This is a genomic window from Halomonas sp. AOP25-F1-15 (genome assembly GCF_052378675.1).
GTDB classification, from domain to species: domain Bacteria; phylum Pseudomonadota; class Gammaproteobacteria; order Pseudomonadales; family Halomonadaceae; genus Vreelandella; species Vreelandella casei.
In genome coordinates this window covers 150,258-168,240 of sequence record NZ_JBQSXV010000001.1, presented here as the reverse complement: position 1 = coordinate 168,240, position 17,983 = coordinate 150,258, and the positions used below count along the sequence as shown (strand labels likewise).

At 53.7% G+C, this 17,983-nt stretch carries 13 protein-coding genes and 5 tRNA genes; 8 read left to right on the top strand and 10 right to left on the bottom strand.

Going from position 1 to position 17,983, the window contains the following annotated elements; translation table 11 throughout:
• Positions 1 to 140 precede the first annotated feature (140 nt).
• From glcD to ACT3TF_RS00735, 4 genes are all read left to right on the top strand, one after another.
• A complete protein-coding gene (gene glcD / locus ACT3TF_RS00750; protein WP_441686229.1) occupies positions 141 to 1,640 on the top strand; it encodes a glycolate oxidase subunit GlcD in 1,500 nt (499 codons plus the stop codon).
• Positions 1,641 to 1,693: 53 nt separating this feature from the next.
• Entirely contained in the window at positions 1,694 to 2,794 is a 1,101-nt protein-coding gene (gene glcE / locus ACT3TF_RS00745) for a glycolate oxidase subunit GlcE (protein WP_441686227.1), read from the top strand.
• A gap of 16 nt (positions 2,795 to 2,810) precedes the next feature.
• Complete coding sequence (gene glcF / locus ACT3TF_RS00740; RefSeq protein ID WP_441686225.1) at positions 2,811 to 4,043, top strand: glycolate oxidase subunit GlcF; 1,233 nt, start codon at positions 2,811 to 2,813, stop codon at positions 4,041 to 4,043.
• A gap of 86 nt (positions 4,044 to 4,129) precedes the next feature.
• Positions 4,130 to 4,531 carry a heme-binding protein gene (locus ACT3TF_RS00735; RefSeq protein ID WP_441686223.1) on the top strand — a complete coding sequence of 134 codons (402 nt, stop codon included), beginning with the start codon at positions 4,130 to 4,132 and terminating at the stop codon, positions 4,529 to 4,531.
• A 126-nt stretch (positions 4,532 to 4,657) separates the two neighbouring features.
• Here ACT3TF_RS00735 and ACT3TF_RS00730 read toward each other — a convergent pair.
• From ACT3TF_RS00730 to ACT3TF_RS00690, 9 genes are all read right to left on the bottom strand, one after another.
• Positions 4,658 to 4,734 (bottom strand) — tRNA-Asp (locus ACT3TF_RS00730).
• A gap of 81 nt (positions 4,735 to 4,815) precedes the next feature.
• A tRNA-Val gene (locus tag ACT3TF_RS00725) sits at positions 4,816 to 4,891 on the bottom strand.
• Between the two features lie 30 nt (positions 4,892 to 4,921).
• Positions 4,922 to 4,998: transfer RNA gene (locus tag ACT3TF_RS00720), tRNA-Asp, on the bottom strand.
• Between the two features lie 100 nt (positions 4,999 to 5,098).
• A tRNA-Asp gene (locus ACT3TF_RS00715) sits at positions 5,099 to 5,175 on the bottom strand.
• Between the two features lie 84 nt (positions 5,176 to 5,259).
• A tRNA-Val gene (locus ACT3TF_RS00710) sits at positions 5,260 to 5,335 on the bottom strand.
• A 116-nt stretch (positions 5,336 to 5,451) separates the two neighbouring features.
• Positions 5,452 to 6,174 (bottom strand): alpha/beta fold hydrolase, encoded by a 723-nt coding sequence (locus ACT3TF_RS00705; protein ID WP_096278260.1) that lies wholly within the window; start codon positions 6,172 to 6,174, stop codon positions 5,452 to 5,454.
• A 26-nt stretch (positions 6,175 to 6,200) separates the two neighbouring features.
• Positions 6,201 to 7,112, bottom strand: coding sequence for a tRNA 2-thiocytidine(32) synthetase TtcA (gene ttcA / locus ACT3TF_RS00700; protein ID WP_096278258.1), 912 nt, complete (start codon positions 7,110 to 7,112; stop codon positions 6,201 to 6,203).
• A 114-nt stretch (positions 7,113 to 7,226) separates the two neighbouring features.
• Complete coding sequence (locus tag ACT3TF_RS00695; RefSeq protein WP_255249090.1) at positions 7,227 to 7,892, bottom strand: DNA polymerase III subunit epsilon; 666 nt, start codon at positions 7,890 to 7,892, stop codon at positions 7,227 to 7,229.
• On the bottom strand, positions 7,889 to 9,736 hold the full coding sequence (locus ACT3TF_RS00690) for a DUF294 nucleotidyltransferase-like domain-containing protein (protein WP_441686289.1): 1,848 nt from the start codon (positions 9,734 to 9,736) through the stop codon (positions 7,889 to 7,891). Before ACT3TF_RS00690 ends, ACT3TF_RS00695 begins: the two co-directional genes overlap by 4 nt.
• Positions 9,737 to 10,403: 667 nt before the next feature.
• On the opposite strand from ACT3TF_RS00690, the gene ACT3TF_RS00685 reads away from it, so the two are divergent.
• From ACT3TF_RS00685 to ACT3TF_RS00670, 4 genes are all read left to right on the top strand, one after another.
• Positions 10,404 to 10,664: a DUF4212 domain-containing protein gene (locus ACT3TF_RS00685; RefSeq protein ID WP_096278254.1), complete on the top strand. Its 261-nt coding sequence runs from the start codon at positions 10,404 to 10,406 to the stop codon at positions 10,662 to 10,664.
• Between the two features lie 6 nt (positions 10,665 to 10,670).
• Positions 10,671 to 12,452, top strand: coding sequence for a sodium:solute symporter family protein (locus ACT3TF_RS00680; RefSeq protein WP_096278252.1), 1,782 nt, complete (start codon positions 10,671 to 10,673; stop codon positions 12,450 to 12,452).
• Between the two features lie 108 nt (positions 12,453 to 12,560).
• Entirely contained in the window at positions 12,561 to 13,073 is a 513-nt protein-coding gene (locus tag ACT3TF_RS00675) for a hypothetical protein (RefSeq protein ID WP_441686292.1), read from the top strand.
• Between the two features lie 124 nt (positions 13,074 to 13,197).
• On the top strand, positions 13,198 to 17,139 hold the full coding sequence (locus ACT3TF_RS00670; protein WP_441686294.1) for a hybrid sensor histidine kinase/response regulator: 3,942 nt from the start codon (positions 13,198 to 13,200) through the stop codon (positions 17,137 to 17,139).
• Between the two features lie 26 nt (positions 17,140 to 17,165).
• Here ACT3TF_RS00670 and ACT3TF_RS00665 read toward each other — a convergent pair whose 3' ends face one another.
• A complete protein-coding gene (locus ACT3TF_RS00665) occupies positions 17,166 to 17,828 on the bottom strand; it encodes a response regulator (RefSeq protein ID WP_096278245.1) in 663 nt (220 codons plus the stop codon).
• Between the last annotated feature and the right edge of the window lie 155 nt (positions 17,829 to 17,983).

Here is a 17,983-nt window from a genome sequence, read left to right as displayed (position 1 = left end):
TCTAGACAGACGCGCAAAAAAAGCCCAAATTGAAACCACGTGGCGCAAACGCGCTGTACGTGAAATATGCACGTGCCTGAAATATGTTCGTGAAAATAGCCAGCGTTATCCTTTAATGACAATAAGCATGGGATGTCATCATGAATATCCTCTTTGATGAGCGCCTAGATGGTCCGCTCGTTAGCCGTGATAAAGCAGAGGTTTTAAACGACCTGCAGCAATCCATTCCCGCAATGACACTTCTGCATCGTGAGGAAGACCTGAGACCTTTTGAGTGCGACGGGTTAGCAGCCTATCGCGTATTGCCCATGTTGGTGGCGCTGCCTGACTCGCTTGATCAGGTGGAAAAGCTGCTCAAACGCTGTCATGCACTCAGCGTACCCGTTGTCACCCGCGGTGCAGGCACCGGGCTTTCAGGCGGCGCGCTGCCGCTGGAGCAAGGTGTACTGCTAGTGATGTCGCGCTTTAACAAGATTTTGAAAGTCGACCCTGATGCTCGTTTAGCGCGTGTTCAACCCGGTGTGCGCAACCTGGCTATTTCTGAAGCCGCCGCGCCCTACTCGCTCTACTACGCGCCCGACCCTTCATCGCAAATTGCCTGCTCTATTGGCGGCAATGTGGCTGAAAACGCCGGCGGCGTGCACTGCTTAAAATATGGTCTTACGGTGAATAACGTAATGCGCGTTGACGTGCTCACCATTGAGGGCGAGCACATGACATTGGGGGCTGAGTCGCTAGATGCGCCCGGTTTTGACCTGCTGGCACTAATGAACGGTTCAGAAGGCATGTTGGGGGTAGTTACTGAAATTACCGTCAAGCTATTGCCCAAACCGGAAACGGCTAAAGTGCTGATGGCAAGCTTTGATGACATCGAAAAAGCCGGTCGGGCCGTTGGTGACATCATTGCCGCAGGCATTATTCCCGGCGGCCTAGAAATGATGGATAAGCTCGCCATCCAAGCCGCTGAGGATTTTGTCAGAGCTGGCTACCCACTCGACGCCGAGGCAATTTTACTCTGCGAGCTAGACGGCGTTGAGGCTGATGTCGACGACGACTGCGCTACCGTACGCCGAGTATTGGAAGATGCCGGGGCCACCAACATCCAGCAGGCTCGCGATGAAGTCGAGCGTGCCAAGTTCTGGGCGGGGCGTAAAAATGCCTTTCCCGCAGTGGGCCGTATGTCGCCGGATTACTATTGCATGGATGGCACGATTCCACGCCGCGAACTTCCCCGGGTGCTTAAAGGCATTGCCGCCCTTTCACAAGAAAGCGGGTTAGCCGTGGCCAATGTGTTTCACGCAGGCGACGGCAATATGCATCCGCTGATCCTATTTGATGCCAACCAAGAGGGCCAGCTGGCGCTTGCCGAAGAGGTGGGTGGCAAGATTCTTGAGCTCTGCGTGGCCGTGGGCGGCTCTATCACCGGCGAGCATGGCGTTGGTCGCGAAAAAATCAACCAAATGTGCAGCCAGTTCCAGCCGGATGAAATTAGTGTTTTTCATGCGCTAAAAGCGGCTTTTGATTCACAGCGGCTGCTGAACCCAGGTAAGAACATTCCGACGCTGGCACGCTGCGCTGAATTTGGTGCGATGCATGTGCATAACAACGAGTTACCACACCCGGAGTTGCCACGTTTTTAACATTTACCCTAGCCACGATAATAACTAGGCAAGACCCAAAACTAGGAAAGACCATGACCGAACGAGCGATGCATGCCGCCGACCGCGATATCGCTGATGCCCTGTGCGAACAGGTGCGCAGCGCGTATGCCGAACGCACCCCGCTACGTATTGTAGGCGGAGACACCCGCGCTTTTTATGGCCGCCCCGTGGAAGGCCAAACACTGCAAATGACCGAACACAAAGGCATTGTGAGCTATGACCCGGTAGAGTTAGTGGTAACCGTGCGCGCTGGCACGCGTATTAATGACTTAGAGGCCGTACTAGCAGAGCAGAATCAAATGCTGGCATTCGAGCCACCACTATTCGCTGAAAGCAGCACCATTGGTGGCGCCGTCGCCACTGGGCTTTCCGGACCTCGCCGCCCCTGGGCGGGTGCGGTGCGCGACTTCGTGCTGGGCACGCGAGTGATCACTCAAGAAGGCAAGCTGCTCCGCTTTGGCGGCGAAGTGATGAAGAATGTCGCCGGTTACGATCTTTCGCGCTTAATGGCTGGTGCACAGGGCACTCTAGGCGTACTGACCGACATTTCCTTTAAAGTGCTGCCGATCCCCACAGCCACTCACAGCCTGCGGTTAACGTACAGTCTTGATGATGCGCTCAAAAAACTCGCCGAACTGGGCCGTCAGCCGCTGCCAATCACGGCGGCTGCCTGGCATCACGGCGAGCTGTTTCTACGCTTAGAGGGCGGCAAAAGCTCGGTTCAAGCGACGCAGGAACGCTTGGGCGGTGAGTCGCTTGATGCCAGTTTCTGGCGCGAGCTACGCGATCATACTCACACGTTCTTTCAGCCCGACGATGATCAAGCGCTGTGGCGCCTATCGCTGCCGCCGAACACGGCGCCTCTAGCCTTGGATATTCCTAAAACAAATATCTTTTACGACTGGGCGGGCAGCCAGCGCTGGGTAAAGACAACGTTGGATGCAAACACGCTGCGCGCTACCTGCAACGCCGCGGGCGGCCATGCGACCTGCTACACACCTCATTCCCAGGGCGGCGCCGTAGATCCCTTCACACCGCTAAACGCGGTAGTGGAAAAATATCATCGTAACCTGAAGGCGGAACTGGATGCCCATGGCATATTTAATCCCGGTCGTCTTTATGCGGCGTTTTAATCAGGAGAGCTGACATATGCAGACGCACTTTACCGATGCCGATCGTCAAAAGCCGCATATTCAGGAAGCGGAGCGCATTTTACGCACCTGCGTTCACTGCGGCTTTTGCAACGCCACTTGCCCAACGTATCAACTGCTAGGCGATGAGCGCGACGGCCCGCGTGGACGCATCTATTTAATGAAGGAGTTGCTCGAAAGCCGCGACGATGACGACCAGGTCACCGATGAGACTCGCCTACACCTTGACCGCTGCCTGACGTGTCTTAACTGTGAAACCACCTGCCCTTCGGGCGTGGAGTACCATAAGCTGCTTAACATTGGGCGTGCTGAAATTGAGCGCCGCGTACCCCGCCCGCCCGGTGAGCGGGCTCAGCGCTACGTACTGCGCAAGATGATGGTTGATCCTAAACGCTTTCAAGCGCTCTTGAAGCTTGGGCAAACCTTTAAACCGCTGGTGCCTGCCAAGCTGCGCAGTAAAATGCCTCCGGCCCCCGTGGATGCCGGTACTCGCCCCGATGCCCACAGCCACGCTCGCCAAGTATTAATGCTAGAAGGGTGCGTACAGCCGGGGCTGTCACCGAATACCAATGCCGCTACCGCGCGCATACTTGATCGTTTAGGTATTAGCGTAACGCCTGTTTCTGAAGCAGGCTGCTGTGGCGCGGTGGATTTTCACCTCAACGCCCAAGACGACGGCCGCACCCGCATGCGCGCCAACATCGACGCCTGGTGGCCGTACATTGAACAAGGCACCGAAGCTATTGTACAAACCGCCAGTGGCTGCGGCGCCTTTATTAAAGAGTATGGTTACATGCTCAAGGATGACCCCAGCTACGCGGTGAAAGCGGAAAAGGTCAGCGCTCTGGCTAAAGATATTGTCGAAATCTTGCGCGATGAGCCGCTAGAGGCGTTGAACGTTAACGACTCAAAGCGGCTGGCCTTTCACTGCCCGTGTACGCTACAGCACGCTCAGAAACTCAATGGAGCGGTCGAAGGCGTGCTTACTAAGCTAGGTTTCTCTTTAACGCCTGTTCAGGATGGGCACCTTTGCTGTGGGTCGGCGGGCACATATTCTATTACCCAGCCTGAGCTTGCCACGCAGCTGAGGGACAATAAACTCAATGCACTTGAGGCAGGCAAGCCGGACGTTATTGTCACGGCCAATATCGGCTGCCAGACGCACCTTGCCGGCGCAAACCGAACCCCAGTGCGCCACTGGGTAGAAATCGTCGATGCAGCACTTCCCTAACCCTTAGCTTTTAAAACTTAACCCCTGCGCCGCGCTGCTACTTAATAGCGCGGCGACTCACTCCCTTCCTTAAAAAGGATTACACCATGCAAACAAAAGCCATTCTTGCCCAAACCGATGTGATTAGCGTACTGGATGCTGCACAGAAAGAAGCCGATAGCAATAGCTGGCCCGTGACCATCGCGGTAACTGACGACGGCGGCCACCTGCTGGGCCTGCGCCGTTTAGATGGTGCTGCCCCCTTCAGCGCTGAAGTAGCTACGCAGAAAGCGCGCAGCGCAGCGCTAGGCCGTAAAGAGACACAGGTATTCGAAGAGATGATCAACGGCGGACGCACTGCGTTTATTTCTGCGCCGCTGCAAGGTCTTCTCTCAGGAGGCGTGCCGATTATTGTCGATGGTCATGTAGTGGGTGCCGTCGGCATTTCAGGCGTCAAACCTGAGCAAGATGTGCAAATTGCTAAGGCGGCCGTTAGCGCCATTGCTTAATACTCGCGCGCCGCTAAGCGGGTAGACGCAATAAAAAAGCCCGGATCAATGATCCGGGCTTTTTTGAATTTGTTCGGCTAATGCCGATATAGCTTTTACATCATTACGACATCTTAAGTGCTTTAATGGCGGACCGGACGAGACTCGAACTCGCGACCTCCGGCGTGACAGGCCGGCATTCTAACCGACTGAACTACCGGTCCACGTTAAGACACTTCTATCATACCCATTACACAGCTACTATTTGCAAGCGGTTCAGAGGCGCTCTTAAATCTTAGCGATAATGGTGGGTGGTACTGGGTTCGAACCAGTGACCCCCAGCTTGTAAGGCTGGTGCTCTACCAACTGAGCTAACCACCCAATCTAGCTTACTATCCATCAGTGTTATCGTGGCGGACCGGACGAGACTCGAACTCGCGACCTCCGGCGTGACAGGCCGGCATTCTAACCGACTGAACTACCGGTCCGAAGTGCGATAACATACTTTTACTGCAACATCTATTCTAGAACATCTTTGTTACAACAGCATCAGTGAAACAGTATGCAAGCTGGGTAGCGATGTGATGTTGGCGGACCGGACGAGACTCGAACTCGCGACCTCCGGCGTGACAGGCCGGCATTCTAACCGACTGAACTACCGGTCCGTTATGCACATCAATACTTAATTTCACTTGTCTTACTATTACGCTATTACTGCTTTTCCTACAACGTATCTTTACCATCTAAGATGGTGGGTGGTACTGGGTTCGAACCAGTGACCCCCAGCTTGTAAGGCTGGTGCTCTACCAACTGAGCTAACCACCCGCTGGACACGTGGCGCTGAATTCTACAGAAGACTTGTTCAATGTCAACATGCTACGTTTAAAACTGTTCTTAAAACGATGCTTTAAACCCGCGTGCTGCTCTGCTTCTGTGAAGCCTTAGCCGTAAGCGCGGACGAAGGATGCCGCAATTTGGGTCGCTTCGTCAATCAAAACCTTATGCGTTTGGCCAGAAGAGCGGCGAGGCCTGAAATCATGGTCGCCATCTTCTAGCCATGCGAGGTGGGCATTGGCTGGCAAATCATAGCTTGCGACGTCATTGCGGGTGCCGAACGGGTCTCTCTCGCCTTGTAAAACAAGCAAAGGGCACTCAATGGCTGGCCAGTGGTCCAGTCGAAGCTTGTCAGGCGCTTTAGGCGGATGAAACGGATAGCCAGCCACCACGACCCCAGGACATGCCTGCTGGCTCGCTAGCAGCGTTGCCACACGCCCTCCCATTGATTTCCCCCCGACCCACAAAGGAAGCGCCGACAGTGGGCTGAGCAATGCATGCCACTCAGTCAACTGCACAAGTGTTTGGGCAATTGGCGGAGGCGGTCGGCGCTTACCCGACTCTTGCATCTGCTGCATATACGGAAAGTCGATACACAGCACTTGCACTCCCTGCTGGGCCAAAGAAGTGACAAATTGCTGCATGAACGCTGACTGCTGGCCGGCCCCCGCCCCGTGGGCAAACAGTAATCGCCCTACCTTGGCCTCGCCATGTACTGAGAGCGGCCCCCTATCTTGCACCAAAAAACGCCCCGCTGGCTGGCGGCGAAACGCGTCGCTCAAAGCCTCAGGGCGTACCGTGTTATATCCAGATAACGCATAGTGTGACACGCACGGCTCCTAGCTATTCAATTAGGCTAGCCAACGTTAAAGGCCTGGATACGCCCCGCCATCAACTCCGCTTGCTTGGCCTCTAAGCCTTCGAAATTGAAAAGGCTGCGGTCTGCCAACTGTGATGGCGCAATGTTGGTAACGGCTTTGAACATGCTTTCGAGGCGGCCGGGGAATTTCTCATCCCATTCGGCGAGCATTTCTTTGACCACTTGGCGCTGCATATTGGGCTGAGAGCCACACAAATTGCAGGGGATAATCGGGAATTCCATTAGTCGCGAGAATTCAGCAATATCGGCTTCTTTGCAGTAGGCCAGCGGCCGAATGACCATGTTTTTACCGTCATCGGACAGGAGCTTAGGGGGCATTGCCTTCAAGCTGCCGCCGAAAAACATATTCAGAAAAAGCGTCTCAAGAATATCTTCGCGGTGATGCCCTAAAGCAATCTTATTGGCCCCAATCTCTTCAGCAAAACCATACAGCGAACCACGCCGTAGGCGTGAACACAGTGCGCAGGTGGTTTTACCTTCGGGCGTTTTCTCCTTCACCACCGAGTAGGTATCACGCTCCACAATGTGATACTCCACGCCTTGCTTATCCAGATAGGCAGGCAGCACGTGCTCAGGAAAACCCGGCTGCTTTTGATCTAAGTTGACCGCTATCAGCGAAAAATTGATCGGCGCGCTGCGCTGTAAATTGCGCAAAATTTCCAGCATGGTGTAACTGTCTTTACCACCAGACAGGCACACCATTATGCGGTCACCCTCATTGATCATTTGATAATCAATAATCGCATTGCCCACTTCTCGGCGTAAACGCTTTTGCAGTTTGTTAAATTCGCGCTTTTTCTTGGCGCCAGCAAAATCCTCTGAGGCGCCCTGCGCAGGATTAACGTGAGCCGAGGAAAGATGAGGATCAAAATGATGAAGAGATTGCATGGTATAGGCACTACCGAGGGTGAAAGATGCTGAAAATGAAAAGCAGCTGCCATTCTAGCAACACTCGCTGCATTGACCCAACATTCAACCTCGCCGCTCGGCGCCAACCCTTGTCTAAATAGCCTCTGCCATAACGCGCTGCAGGCGCATGTACAGCAGTGCGCTAGCCGTGGCCTCACCTAATATGCCTTGGGCAGCCCCCATTGCGGGCACCTGCCAGCAGGCCAGCGCCTGGGCAAAGCTGCTTGGCGCGTCAACCTCAGGATGCACGCGCCGTAGCTGGCGCTGGTGTAATTTCGCCACATCGACCTGGGCATTAGGCAGCTCAAAGTTTAGGCGCGCGCTTAGCAGCGCATTGAGCGCTCCAATTCGCTGATCCAACTGCCAGCCCACAACGGGGCGATTACCGATGAACTCCACTAACGCACTTAAGTTACCGCTGCTTGGCGCCGTTATCTCACCTGCTTGCCACAGCAGGCGATGGCGGCGCAGCGACGCATTATCAGCCTGGCCCGGCGTGCCTAACGTCAGCACAAAGGCCTGGCTGGTCAGTATCCGTTGCTGATTAAACACGATAGCCGCCAAGCTAATGACCGGTGATGACCCTGTTGGCGTTACACAACAGGTGAGCGCCACCAGCTCTTCTCCCATGTAGGGTTGAAATAGCCAGGCGTAAGGGGAGCCAGCACAACGCCGCCGGTCGCTTTCACGACGCAGCAACGTGCGTAGCGAGCCGCTAAACAGCGCCACGTGCCGGTCTAGCAGCCATATTCCACTCACGAATACTCCAAATGATAACGATGCGAAAGACGCTGTTTAAAGTCTTTAACAATGTGCAGCGCCTGACGCAGTAGGTCGCGCTCTAGTGATGAAAGCGATTGCACCACGACACGATTAGCTCGGCTTGCCTCTTGAGCTCCGTGAAGCGTTCTTTGGTCACCCACCGCTTCTAACGCATCAAGCTGCTGCTTAAGACGCAGCTCGGCAAACAGCGATAGCGCCTCTCCGAGATCCTCAGCAAAGCGACGATCCAAGCGACCATCTGAAGCCAAAGCATCAAGTCGGTCTAGCGTCGAGGTCGCGTTGATACGCCGCTCAAGTGCCATGGTGCGCACACCGTGAACAATAGGAAAAATACCGCCCTTTTTAATATCGATACCGTGCTGAGGCTTTTTTAACGAGCCAAATAGAGTCAAGGGCGTTGAGAAGCGCAGCGCCGTACGGGCAAAATAGGACAGCAACAGCTCGTCATTTGAACAACGTGCAAACAGCTCTTCTCTGACGCTTTCAAGTAGACCTGGATTGCCCGCGACGGCGTGAGCATCAAGCATAATCGCCAGCTTCATCAGGCTATCGCCATCGCGCTCACGGGCCCACTTTGCAATACTGGCTTTCCACTGCGATACGGTGCCCACCCACTCAGCATTAGACACCATAATATTGCCGGGACATGTCGGGTAACCGAGCTGAACCAAGCTGCTAGTAAGCCTTTTCATATCGGCTGAAAGATCAGGCCACTGGACATCATCAGCAAGAATAAGCCCGTTATCTTGATCCGTTTTCAGAACTTGCTCGCCGCGCCCTTCGCTACCCATCACCATCATGCAGCTATGCTCACGATATCGCTCGTCGACGATAAACTCCCAGGCTTTACTTATGATGCGGCCGTTTAACGCAGCGAGTAGATCCATCGCAAAACGCAGTTTAACGCCCTGAGCCATGAGCGCCTTAACAAGCTCTGGAGTGCGCTGGCTAGCCGCCGCCAGCGCCGCCAAGCTGATCGCCTGCTCAACCTGCAGGCTCACAACAAAACTGCGGCTTGAAAAGTAGCTAAGTACATCGGTAAGTTCGACAACGCCGGTTAAAACGCTGTTTTCCATCACCACTACTCGGGCTACTTGATACCGTGTCATTAGCACCAATACTTCAAACAAGTACTGACCCGGCTCAACGGTCACTAAATTGAAGCGGGCAATCTCATTAAGCGGCGATGTCACATCGCAACTACCCAGTACCAAGCCATTGAGCAGATCGGTTTTAGTCACCATTCCCAGCGTACCCTGGGTGTCCACCAGCAGGCTATCGGCATGGCTATCGTTAAGCTGCTTCACGGCACTAGCAATATCGGTAGATGCTGCAACCAGCAGCGGCTCGCGCATGCACTCGCTGACCTTAGCCAGCATGAAACCCGCCATGGCGACGCCCCCTCCGGCGCGCTTTTCAGTCAGCAAGCGCGCCTTGAGGGTCAACGATTGACGAAAGAAGTCATTAAAGGCTGGGTAGCGATGGCAAAGCTGCTGAAACAGCGCTTTGGGCAATAAATAGCAAAAGCACTCCTGCTCGGCCTTAAAGCGATAGCGGCTTTTACCGTTCAAAATACTGATCGCGCCAAATATATCGCCTGGCGTGTAGTGGCCGATACGCGAGGTAGTCGATGGAAGGGTCGCATCTATTTCAGCCACTTCCCCTTTATGGATTAGGAAAACAAACTCACCCACTTGGCCTGTCTCTAAAATAATTTCGTCGCGATCAAAATAGGCGAGATCAATGCCACGGCGAATGTGGTCACGTCCTTCATCATCAAGAAGCGTAAACGGCAGTTGGGATAAGTCCACCTCAACCATTGTGCATGACCTCATTCAACTAAAAGGTGGGCTAAAAAACGTGGCATAACGCTCAGCGCTGACCCGAGGTAGTCAATCCTTACTTCTACGCGATAAAAAACCCGCTGTTATTATTTGAAACGCGCTATACGGGTATAAAGGATTCACTTCCCAATAGGCAAGCAGAAGGTTGTTATACCTTTAGCTATCACGCTAAAGTCGAAGCGACTTTAGCGACGCGACCAAAGTATTGATATGTTTCTATCAGCATTAGACTAAAAACAAAGTATTTATTTAAAGCAGCCAATAACGCACCACTTACTTACCTACTAGACTATCGTCCTATAGTTCTCAGAACGCCGACCAACTTCGCTCAAATAGCGGTTAAAAATTCTTATTTTCAAGAACATGCACATCACCCATCGATATCTAGCTGCACATTGATACCAAAGTCTGGGATTTATTTTTTTGCATTTATTAGCCACTATTAGCACTGAGCCATGCAGGGTAATCGCACGTTACTAACTCACTCAACTTTGTCTTCTTGACAATAAGCTGACTTACTAAAAAATATCAGTTCGTCAGCCCTAAAACTGAGTAGTTTTCGACGTACGATTACCTTGATGGATTACACGCTATTTCTCGTGAACTTTCCCAACCTTAAAAATCACAAGTGGAGAGAAACACAATGGCAGACGACAAAAGCAATGCTGCTGAATACTGGAAAGCTAACGTCCGCTTAATTTATGGATGCCTAGCCGTTTGGGCATTCGTTTCTTACGGATGCGCTATCCTTTTTCGCCCTCTCCTGGCCGGCATTCCGGTTGGCGGAACTGACTTAGGCTTCTGGTTTGCACAACAGGGCTCAATTCTGACCTTTATCGTGCTGATCTTCTTCTATGCCTGGAAGATGAATAAGCTCGATCAAAAATATGGCCTTGGGGAGTAAGCCGGTATGAGCCAGTTTGCAATTAACTTACTGTTCGTCGGCTCTTCCTTTGCCCTTTATATCGGCATCGCGATTTGGGCACGAGCAGGCTCGACGAAAGACTTCTATGTGGCCGGCGGCGGCGTTCATCCTATCACCAACGGGATGGCTACCGCGGCGGACTGGATGTCAGCGGCGTCGTTTATCTCTATGGCTGGCTTGCTCGCCTCTGGAGGCTACGCGAACTCCACCTTCTTAATGGGCTGGACCGGCGGCTACGTGATTCTGGCGATGCTGCTAGCGCCTTATTTGCGTAAGTTTGGTAAGTTCACCGTGCCAGACTTCATCGGTGACCGCTTCTATAGCAATACTGCGCGTCTCGTCGCGATTGTATGTTTGATTATCGCCTCCGTTACTTACGTTATCGGTCAAATGACCGGCGCAGGCGTTGCCTTCTCTCGCTTTTTGGAAGTTAGCAACACTTGGGGTATCTGGCTTGCCGCGCTAATCGTTTTCCTCTACGCCGTATTTGGCGGTATGAAAGGCATCACCTACACCCAGGTTGCTCAATACGTGGTGTTGATTGTTGCCTACACTATCCCTGCGGTGTTTATTGCCATGCAGTTAACTGGCAACCCCATTCCGATGTTCGGGATGTTCAGTACGCATACCGAATCCGGCGTGCCGCTGCTTGAGAAACTGGACAGCGTCGTAAGCGCACTTGGCTTTCAAGACTACACCGCTGACGTAGATAACAAGCTCAACATGGTGCTGTTCACTCTGTCGCTGATGGTCGGTACTGCCGGTCTTCCTCACGTTATTATTCGCTTTTTCACCGTGCCTAAAGTGGCCGACGCGCGCTGGTCTGCCGGCTGGGCATTAGTCTTCATTGCACTACTTTACCTCACCGCACCAGCGGTAGGTTCCATGGCTCGCTTGAATCTGATGACCACGGTCTATCCAGAGATGGCGGGGCAGGTTGAGAACTACGAAGAAGCGGCGCAAACGCCGATCCTATACGAAGAGCGCCCTGAGTGGTTCCGTACCTGGGAAGACACTGGGCTGATCACCTACAACGACATCAACAACGATGGCCGCATTCAGTTTTACAATGATGCCGTTGACTACACCGATCGTGGTTGGGAAGGTAACGAGCTCAGTGTGAATAATGACATCCTGGTACTCGCTAACCCTGAAATCGCCAACTTACCCGGCTGGGTAATCGGTTTGATTGCAGCAGGCGGCATCGCAGCGGCGCTTTCTACCGCGGCGGGCTTGCTACTGGCCATCTCTTCAGCCATCAGCCACGATTTGATCAAAACGATGATCAACCCAAAAATCAGCGAAAAAGGCGAGATGCTGGCGGCAAGGATTTCAATGGGCGGTGCGATATTGTTGGCCACCTATTTGGGGCTCAACCCGCCTGGGTTTGCAGCACAAACAGTCGCCCTGGCCTTTGGTATTGCCGGTGCATCGCTGTTCCCAGCGCTGATGATGGGTATTTTCTCTAAGCGGATGAACAATTCAGGCGCGATTGCCGGCATGCTGGCAGGCTTAATCAGCACTCTGCTGTATATCTTCACCTATCTGGGCTGGTTCTTTGTTTCGGGTACCAACATGCTGGCAAACACGCCTGACAACTGGTTCCTAGGCATCTCGCCACTCTCCTTCGGTGCAGTAGGTGCAATGATTAACTTTGCCGTTGCCTTTGCGGTCTCTAGCGTGACAAAAGCTCCGCCGCAAGAAATTCAGGACCTAGTGGAAAGCGTTCGCTATCCGAAAGGTGCTGGCATGGCAATAGATCACTAAGTCATAATCGTTCCTGGCGTGTTAGCGTAATGCGGTGATCACGCCTTGGAATCGACCCACCATCGGGCTTCCTCAGGGAGGCCCGATGTCTTTTAATAAGGATAATTTATGATATGGCATTTGATCGCCGCCGTGTTTGCGGGCCTGGCGACCGCAGGGATCGGTCTAATACTGCGTACGCTGAGCGGCAAACGGCTACCCAAATGGATAGTGCCAGTATTTGGCGGGCTGGGGATGTTGGGCTATCAGGTTCAGGTGGAATACAGCTGGTTTGAGCATAAGCAGGCCCAGCTTCCCGCTACCACCACGGTGATTTCCAGCGACACCTCCACGGCAGTATGGCGCCCATGGACGTTTGCGATCCCCATGACCACGAAGTTTAGCGTGATCGACAGCGAAAACATTCGTCTCAGCGAGCAAAATGGCGCCCGCTTAGCAGAGTTTATCCTTTATCAGTTTGAACGCCATTACACGGACATCATCATCACCCAGCCTTATCTGCTTAACTGCGAAAACCGCGAATTAGTCCCACTCGATAAAGAGACACGCGCCCCCATCCTTGAGCAGATACGCACGTTGCGCGATAGCTCCCCCCTGCTTCTCAACGTCTGTGCCACATAGGCTTTAACTGTCGCCAGCAAACCTGCGTATCAATGATCGTACAGCGCGCGATATTTCGCCTAGAATAAAGCCTTTTATCAGCAGCGCACGTTAAGCGGATCGCAAACTCTGGCGGGAGAAAAGCATGTTTCACGGCGGGCTACTGGTCGCGGTATCGTTCCTCTATATTGCCGTTTTGTTTTGCATAGCATGGTACGGTGACCGCCGAGCGCGCACGCATGGCGCCACCCGCCGGCGTCCGATTATCTATAGCTTAGCGTTGGCGATTTACTGCACTTCATGGACCTTTTACGGTGCCGTAGGGCAAGCCGCTACAGCCGGCTGGTCGTTCGCCAGTATCTTTGTTGGGCCCATATTAACGTTTTTACTTTTCTGGCCCGTGCTGGCCAAAATGATCCGTGTTGCTAAGCACCAAAACGTTACGTCTATTGCCGACTTTATTGCCTCCCGCTACGGCAAAACTCAATCGTTGGCCGCCTTTGCCAGTCTCGTTGCGCTGGTTGGAACCCTTCCCTACATTGCTCTACAGCTGAAAGCGGTTTCCACCACGTTTAGCGTACTCACCGACGCCACCGATGTAACTCATACGCCGTTGTTTGGCGATACGGCGTTCTATGTCGCCATTGTCATGGCTATCTTCGCGATTTTATTCGGCACCCGGCACACTGATGCCACCGAACATCACGAAGGATTAATTCATGCGGTCGCATTTGAATCGCTGGTCAAGCTGCTGGCTTTCGTGGTGCTCGGTGCCTTTGTCACCTGGGGTATGTTTGGCGGTCTAGGGGAATTAATGGGCCATGCCGAGAGCCAGCTTCAGCTCCAGCGCCAGCTCGCCAATCAGGACTTTGGCCAAAGCTTCTGGGCGCAAACACTACTCGCCATGCTGGCGATTCTTTGCTTGCCGCGCCAATTTCACGTGGCGGTGGTGGAAAACATCCACCCTGACGATGCCTCCAAAGCCCGCTGGCTGTTTCCACTTTATCTGCTAGCCATTGCGTTTTTTGTAGTGCCCCTAGCCGCGGCCGGGCTACTGTTATTTTCTGAAACCGGCGTAGAGCCCGACACCTACGTCCTGGCGCTGTCGGTGGCGTCAGGACACCAGTGGCTGACGCTACTCACCTTTATTGGCGGATTTTCTGCTGCAACGGGCATGGTGATTGTCGCTGCGGTGGCGGTATCTATCATGATTTCCAACGAAATTATCATTCCAGCGCTGTTCCGCCTGCGCTGGTTTGATACCAAAGCACGCGACTATGGCCGTCTGGTGCTGCGCACTCGTCGCCTGACGATTGTCGCTGTACTGGCCATGGCCTACGGGTTTTACCAGCTACTTGCTGAGTTCACCTCGCTGGCCTCTATTGGCATGCTGTCGTTTGCGGCCGCAGCGCAGTTTGCACCCGCAGTGATTGGCGGGCTTTACTGGAAGCGCGGCAATCGGTTCGGGGTTATCGTCGGCATGAACGCAGGCTTCGCGATCTGGGTATATAGCCTGCTAATGCCCGCCATGATCAATGCCGGCGTGCTGCCAACCCTGTGGCTTGAAGGTGGACCGCTTGGGCTTAACTGGCTATCGCCAACGGCACTCTTTGGGCTTAATTTGGGCGATAGCTTTACCCACGGTGTGATGCTGTCCCTTGGGATTAACCTGTTTTGCTACATTTTTGTCTCCCAGGTCACCTCTCAGCGAGTAGTTGAGCGTATTCAGGCATCACTGTTTGTCGATAGCGTGGAAACACGCCAGACCTCGGTCAACCGGCCCTGGACCGGGGCAACCACCGTGGGCGATTTAAAAGTGCTCTGTGAGCGTTTTCTAGGCGCCAGCCAAGTGGGTCGCGCTTTTGAAGACTACGCCCGCCGCACGGGCAAACCGCTGGATGACGGCACCCGCGCATCGATTGATATCATTCAGTTTACCGAGCGTTTTCTGGCCTCAGTGCTCGGCGCATCATCTGCTCGAATTGTGGTCAACTCGGCGCTTCAAGGCCGCGGCATCGGCATTTCGGACGTGATTTCAATTGTCGATGAAGCATCACAGGTATTGGAGTTCAACCGAGCGCTGCTGCAAGCCACTATCGAAAATATCAACCAGGGCATCAGCGTAGTCGATCAGAATCTGCGCCTGGTGGTCTGGAACCAGCGCTACCTGGAACTATTCCGCTTCCCTGACCATCTCATTCGCGTCGGGGCGCCGATTGATCGCATCTTCCGCTACAACGCCCACAACAGTGAATATGGCCCGGGAGATCCAGAAGAACATGTCCAGCTTCTGCTCGACAATATTCGCGAAGGCCAGCCCCATCGCTACGTGCGCTATCGCCAGGACGGCAGCGTGCTGGAAGTTCAGGGCAACCCGATGCCGGGTGGCGGTTTTGTTTATACCTATCAGGATATTACCCAGCAAAAGCGTATCGAAGAGGCGCTGATCCGCTCGGAAAACAATATCCGTATTTATACTGACAACGTGCCCGCGCTGATCGCCTATTTCGACAAAGAGTGTCGCTACTTATTTACCAACCGCGCCTACGAGCAGGCCTTTAATATTGATCGCAACGCGGTCATTGGCCGTCGTTTTGAGGACGTGCTTCAGGTCAAACAGGCCGAGGAGCGCACGCCCTGGGTTACCCGTGCACTAAGCGGAGAGCGCGTGAGCTTTGAAGTCTCGCTGCGCGTTAACGAGGCCATGCGCTATATGCTCGTGACCTACACGCCCCACTTTGGCGACAGCCAAACTATTTTGGGTTTCTTTGCCCTTTATCAAGATATTACCGAGCGCCGCCAAGCTGAGATTGCCCTAGAGGAAACCAACGAAACGCTTGAAGAGCGCGTTCGTGAGCGAACTCAGGCGCTTTCGGAGGCCAACGCAGCACTGCGCCAGGAGAACCGAGTGCGCGCGGAGGCAGAGCTCGCCCTGCGCCAGGCTAAACAGCTGGCGGAAGATGCCAACGCCTCTAAAACGCGCTTTCTCGCCGCGGCCAGCCATGATTTACTGCAGCCTCTTAACGCTGCCCGGCTGTTTACATCGGCGCTAATGCAAAATGTCACTACCCCAGATACCCAGCGCATCGTTGGCCATATCGATAACTCGCTCCAGGCGGCCGAGGAGCTGCTCAGCACCCTGCTGGATATCTCTAAACTAGATGCTGGCGCCTTAACGCCACGTCGCAATCACTTCCCACTGGCGGATATCTTTCGCCCACTGCGCGCCGAGTTTGAGGTAATGGCTGACGACAGAGGGCTGGATTTAGAAGTAGTGCCGACCCAGCTGTGGGTCGACTCAGATCCTCAGATGCTGCGGCGTATCGTACAAAACTTCTTATCTAACGCTATTCGCTATACCCAAGAGGGCCGGGTACTGCTGGGCTGTCGCCGCCAAAATGGCTGGCTCTCTATTGAAGTGTGGGACAGCGGCCCTGGCATTCCTGAATCTAAACTGACCGAAATTTTCCAAGAATTCCGTCGCTTGGATCAAGTCTCGCGGCATAAAGAAAGCGAAAAGGGGCTGGGGCTAGGTCTCTCGATTGCTGATCGCATGAGCCGTGTGCTGGATCATCCTATCAAAGTGCGCTCTACGGTAGGCAAAGGCGCAGTTTTCTCGGTCAGCGTGCCAACAGTGGCGGCCCGGGAAGCTAACGCATCCGATCTAGAGCCTCAAATGCGCCGTGGTGGTCATAAATTGAACGGTACGCGTATCGTGTGTATCGACAATGAAACGCTGATTCTAGAAGGCATGACGGCCATGCTAAGCGGGTGGGGCTGCGAAGTATTTACGGCCACTAGCATTGGGGGAGCGAAGTCCATTCTGCGTAATATGGACGGTGAGCCCGATGCTATTCTGGCTGACTATCACCTGGATAATGAAGTGACTGGCTTGATGGCACTGGAGGCGCTTAGCGAGCGCTTTGAAGGAGCCGTGCCGGGCATTGTGATCACCGCTGACCGAACTGAAGCTGTTGCTGAAGAAATCAAACGGGCGGGTTACCAACTGCTGTTAAAGCCGGTTAAACCAGCTGCGCTGCGGGCGCTATTGACACGTACGTTACAGGCCAATCGCGCGGCGCGTTAAGCGCCGCGTAACGTGCTAGCAAGCGCTTACGATGCAACCTTCGGTGGCTCAACTTCCAACTTCTGTGCAGCAATGACGGCCTGGGTACGTGAGTGCACGCCCAGCTTACGCAAAATCGCGGTCACGTGAGCTTTGATCGTCGCTTCCGAAACGCTTAGCTCGTAGGCGATCTGTTTGTTCAGCAGCCCTTCCGTCAGCATATTCAATACGCGAAATTGCTGGGGGGTTAGCGAAGCAATCGCTTCAGCAAAGCGCGACTCCTCTTCACTGGTTTCTTCCAGCACGTTGGCTAATGCCTCGGGCAACCATACTTCACCCTTAAGAATTTCACCGACGGCCTCAGCAATTAGTTGTAGAGACGAAGATTTAGGGATAAAACCCGACGCGCCGTAGTCAATAGCACGACGAACGACGTAAGGCTCGTCGCTTCCAGATACGACAGCAACAGGAATATCGGGCATTTGGCCACGTAACTGAATCAAGCCAGAGAAGCCGTGGGCCCCAGGCATATGCAGATCCAAGAGAATCAAGTCAGCATCCGGGTGGCGATTCACCACTTCATTAGTGGCTTCCATGGTATCCGCTTCGACAATTTCCGCCTGGGGAGCTAACTGGCGTAACGCTTGGGTCAGCGCTGCACGAAACAGCGGGTGATCGTCAGCGACGATAAACTTATGAGCTACTGCCATGGATATTTCTCCGGTTCCTTGAACAGCGGGGCTGTCTGCTACCCCGACGCTAGGCTCTTGCGGTTGTGAAGCATGGTACCCCATGGGCCTCATCATGCCCAAGCATCACATGCATAATTTGTAATCGATCGATCGTACCATTGAAAACTCATACA

What these genes read in the sequence shown, in the direction of transcription:
- glcD (WP_441686229.1), top strand. Translation starts at nt 141, where the DNA reads ATGAATATCCTCTTTGATGAGCGCCTAGATGGTCCGCTCGTTAGCCGT.
- glcE (WP_441686227.1), top strand. Translation starts at nt 1,694, where the DNA reads ATGACCGAACGAGCGATGCATGCCGCCGACCGCGATATCGCTGATGCC.
- glcF (WP_441686225.1), top strand. Translation starts at nt 2,811, where the DNA reads ATGCAGACGCACTTTACCGATGCCGATCGTCAAAAGCCGCATATTCAG.
- ACT3TF_RS00735 (WP_441686223.1), top strand. Translation starts at nt 4,130, where the DNA reads ATGCAAACAAAAGCCATTCTTGCCCAAACCGATGTGATTAGCGTACTG.
- ttcA (WP_096278258.1), bottom strand. Translation starts at nt 7,112, where the DNA reads ATGCAATCTCTTCATCATTTTGATCCTCATCTTTCCTCGGCTCACGTT.
- ACT3TF_RS00690 (WP_441686289.1), bottom strand. Translation starts at nt 9,736, where the DNA reads ATGGTTGAGGTGGACTTATCCCAACTGCCGTTTACGCTTCTTGATGAT.
- ACT3TF_RS00685 (WP_096278254.1), top strand. Translation starts at nt 10,404, where the DNA reads ATGGCAGACGACAAAAGCAATGCTGCTGAATACTGGAAAGCTAACGTC.
- ACT3TF_RS00680 (WP_096278252.1), top strand. Translation starts at nt 10,671, where the DNA reads ATGAGCCAGTTTGCAATTAACTTACTGTTCGTCGGCTCTTCCTTTGCC.
- ACT3TF_RS00675 (WP_441686292.1), top strand. Translation starts at nt 12,561, where the DNA reads ATGATATGGCATTTGATCGCCGCCGTGTTTGCGGGCCTGGCGACCGCA.
- ACT3TF_RS00670 (WP_441686294.1), top strand. Translation starts at nt 13,198, where the DNA reads ATGTTTCACGGCGGGCTACTGGTCGCGGTATCGTTCCTCTATATTGCC.
- ACT3TF_RS00665 (WP_096278245.1), bottom strand. Translation starts at nt 17,828, where the DNA reads ATGGCAGTAGCTCATAAGTTTATCGTCGCTGACGATCACCCGCTGTTT.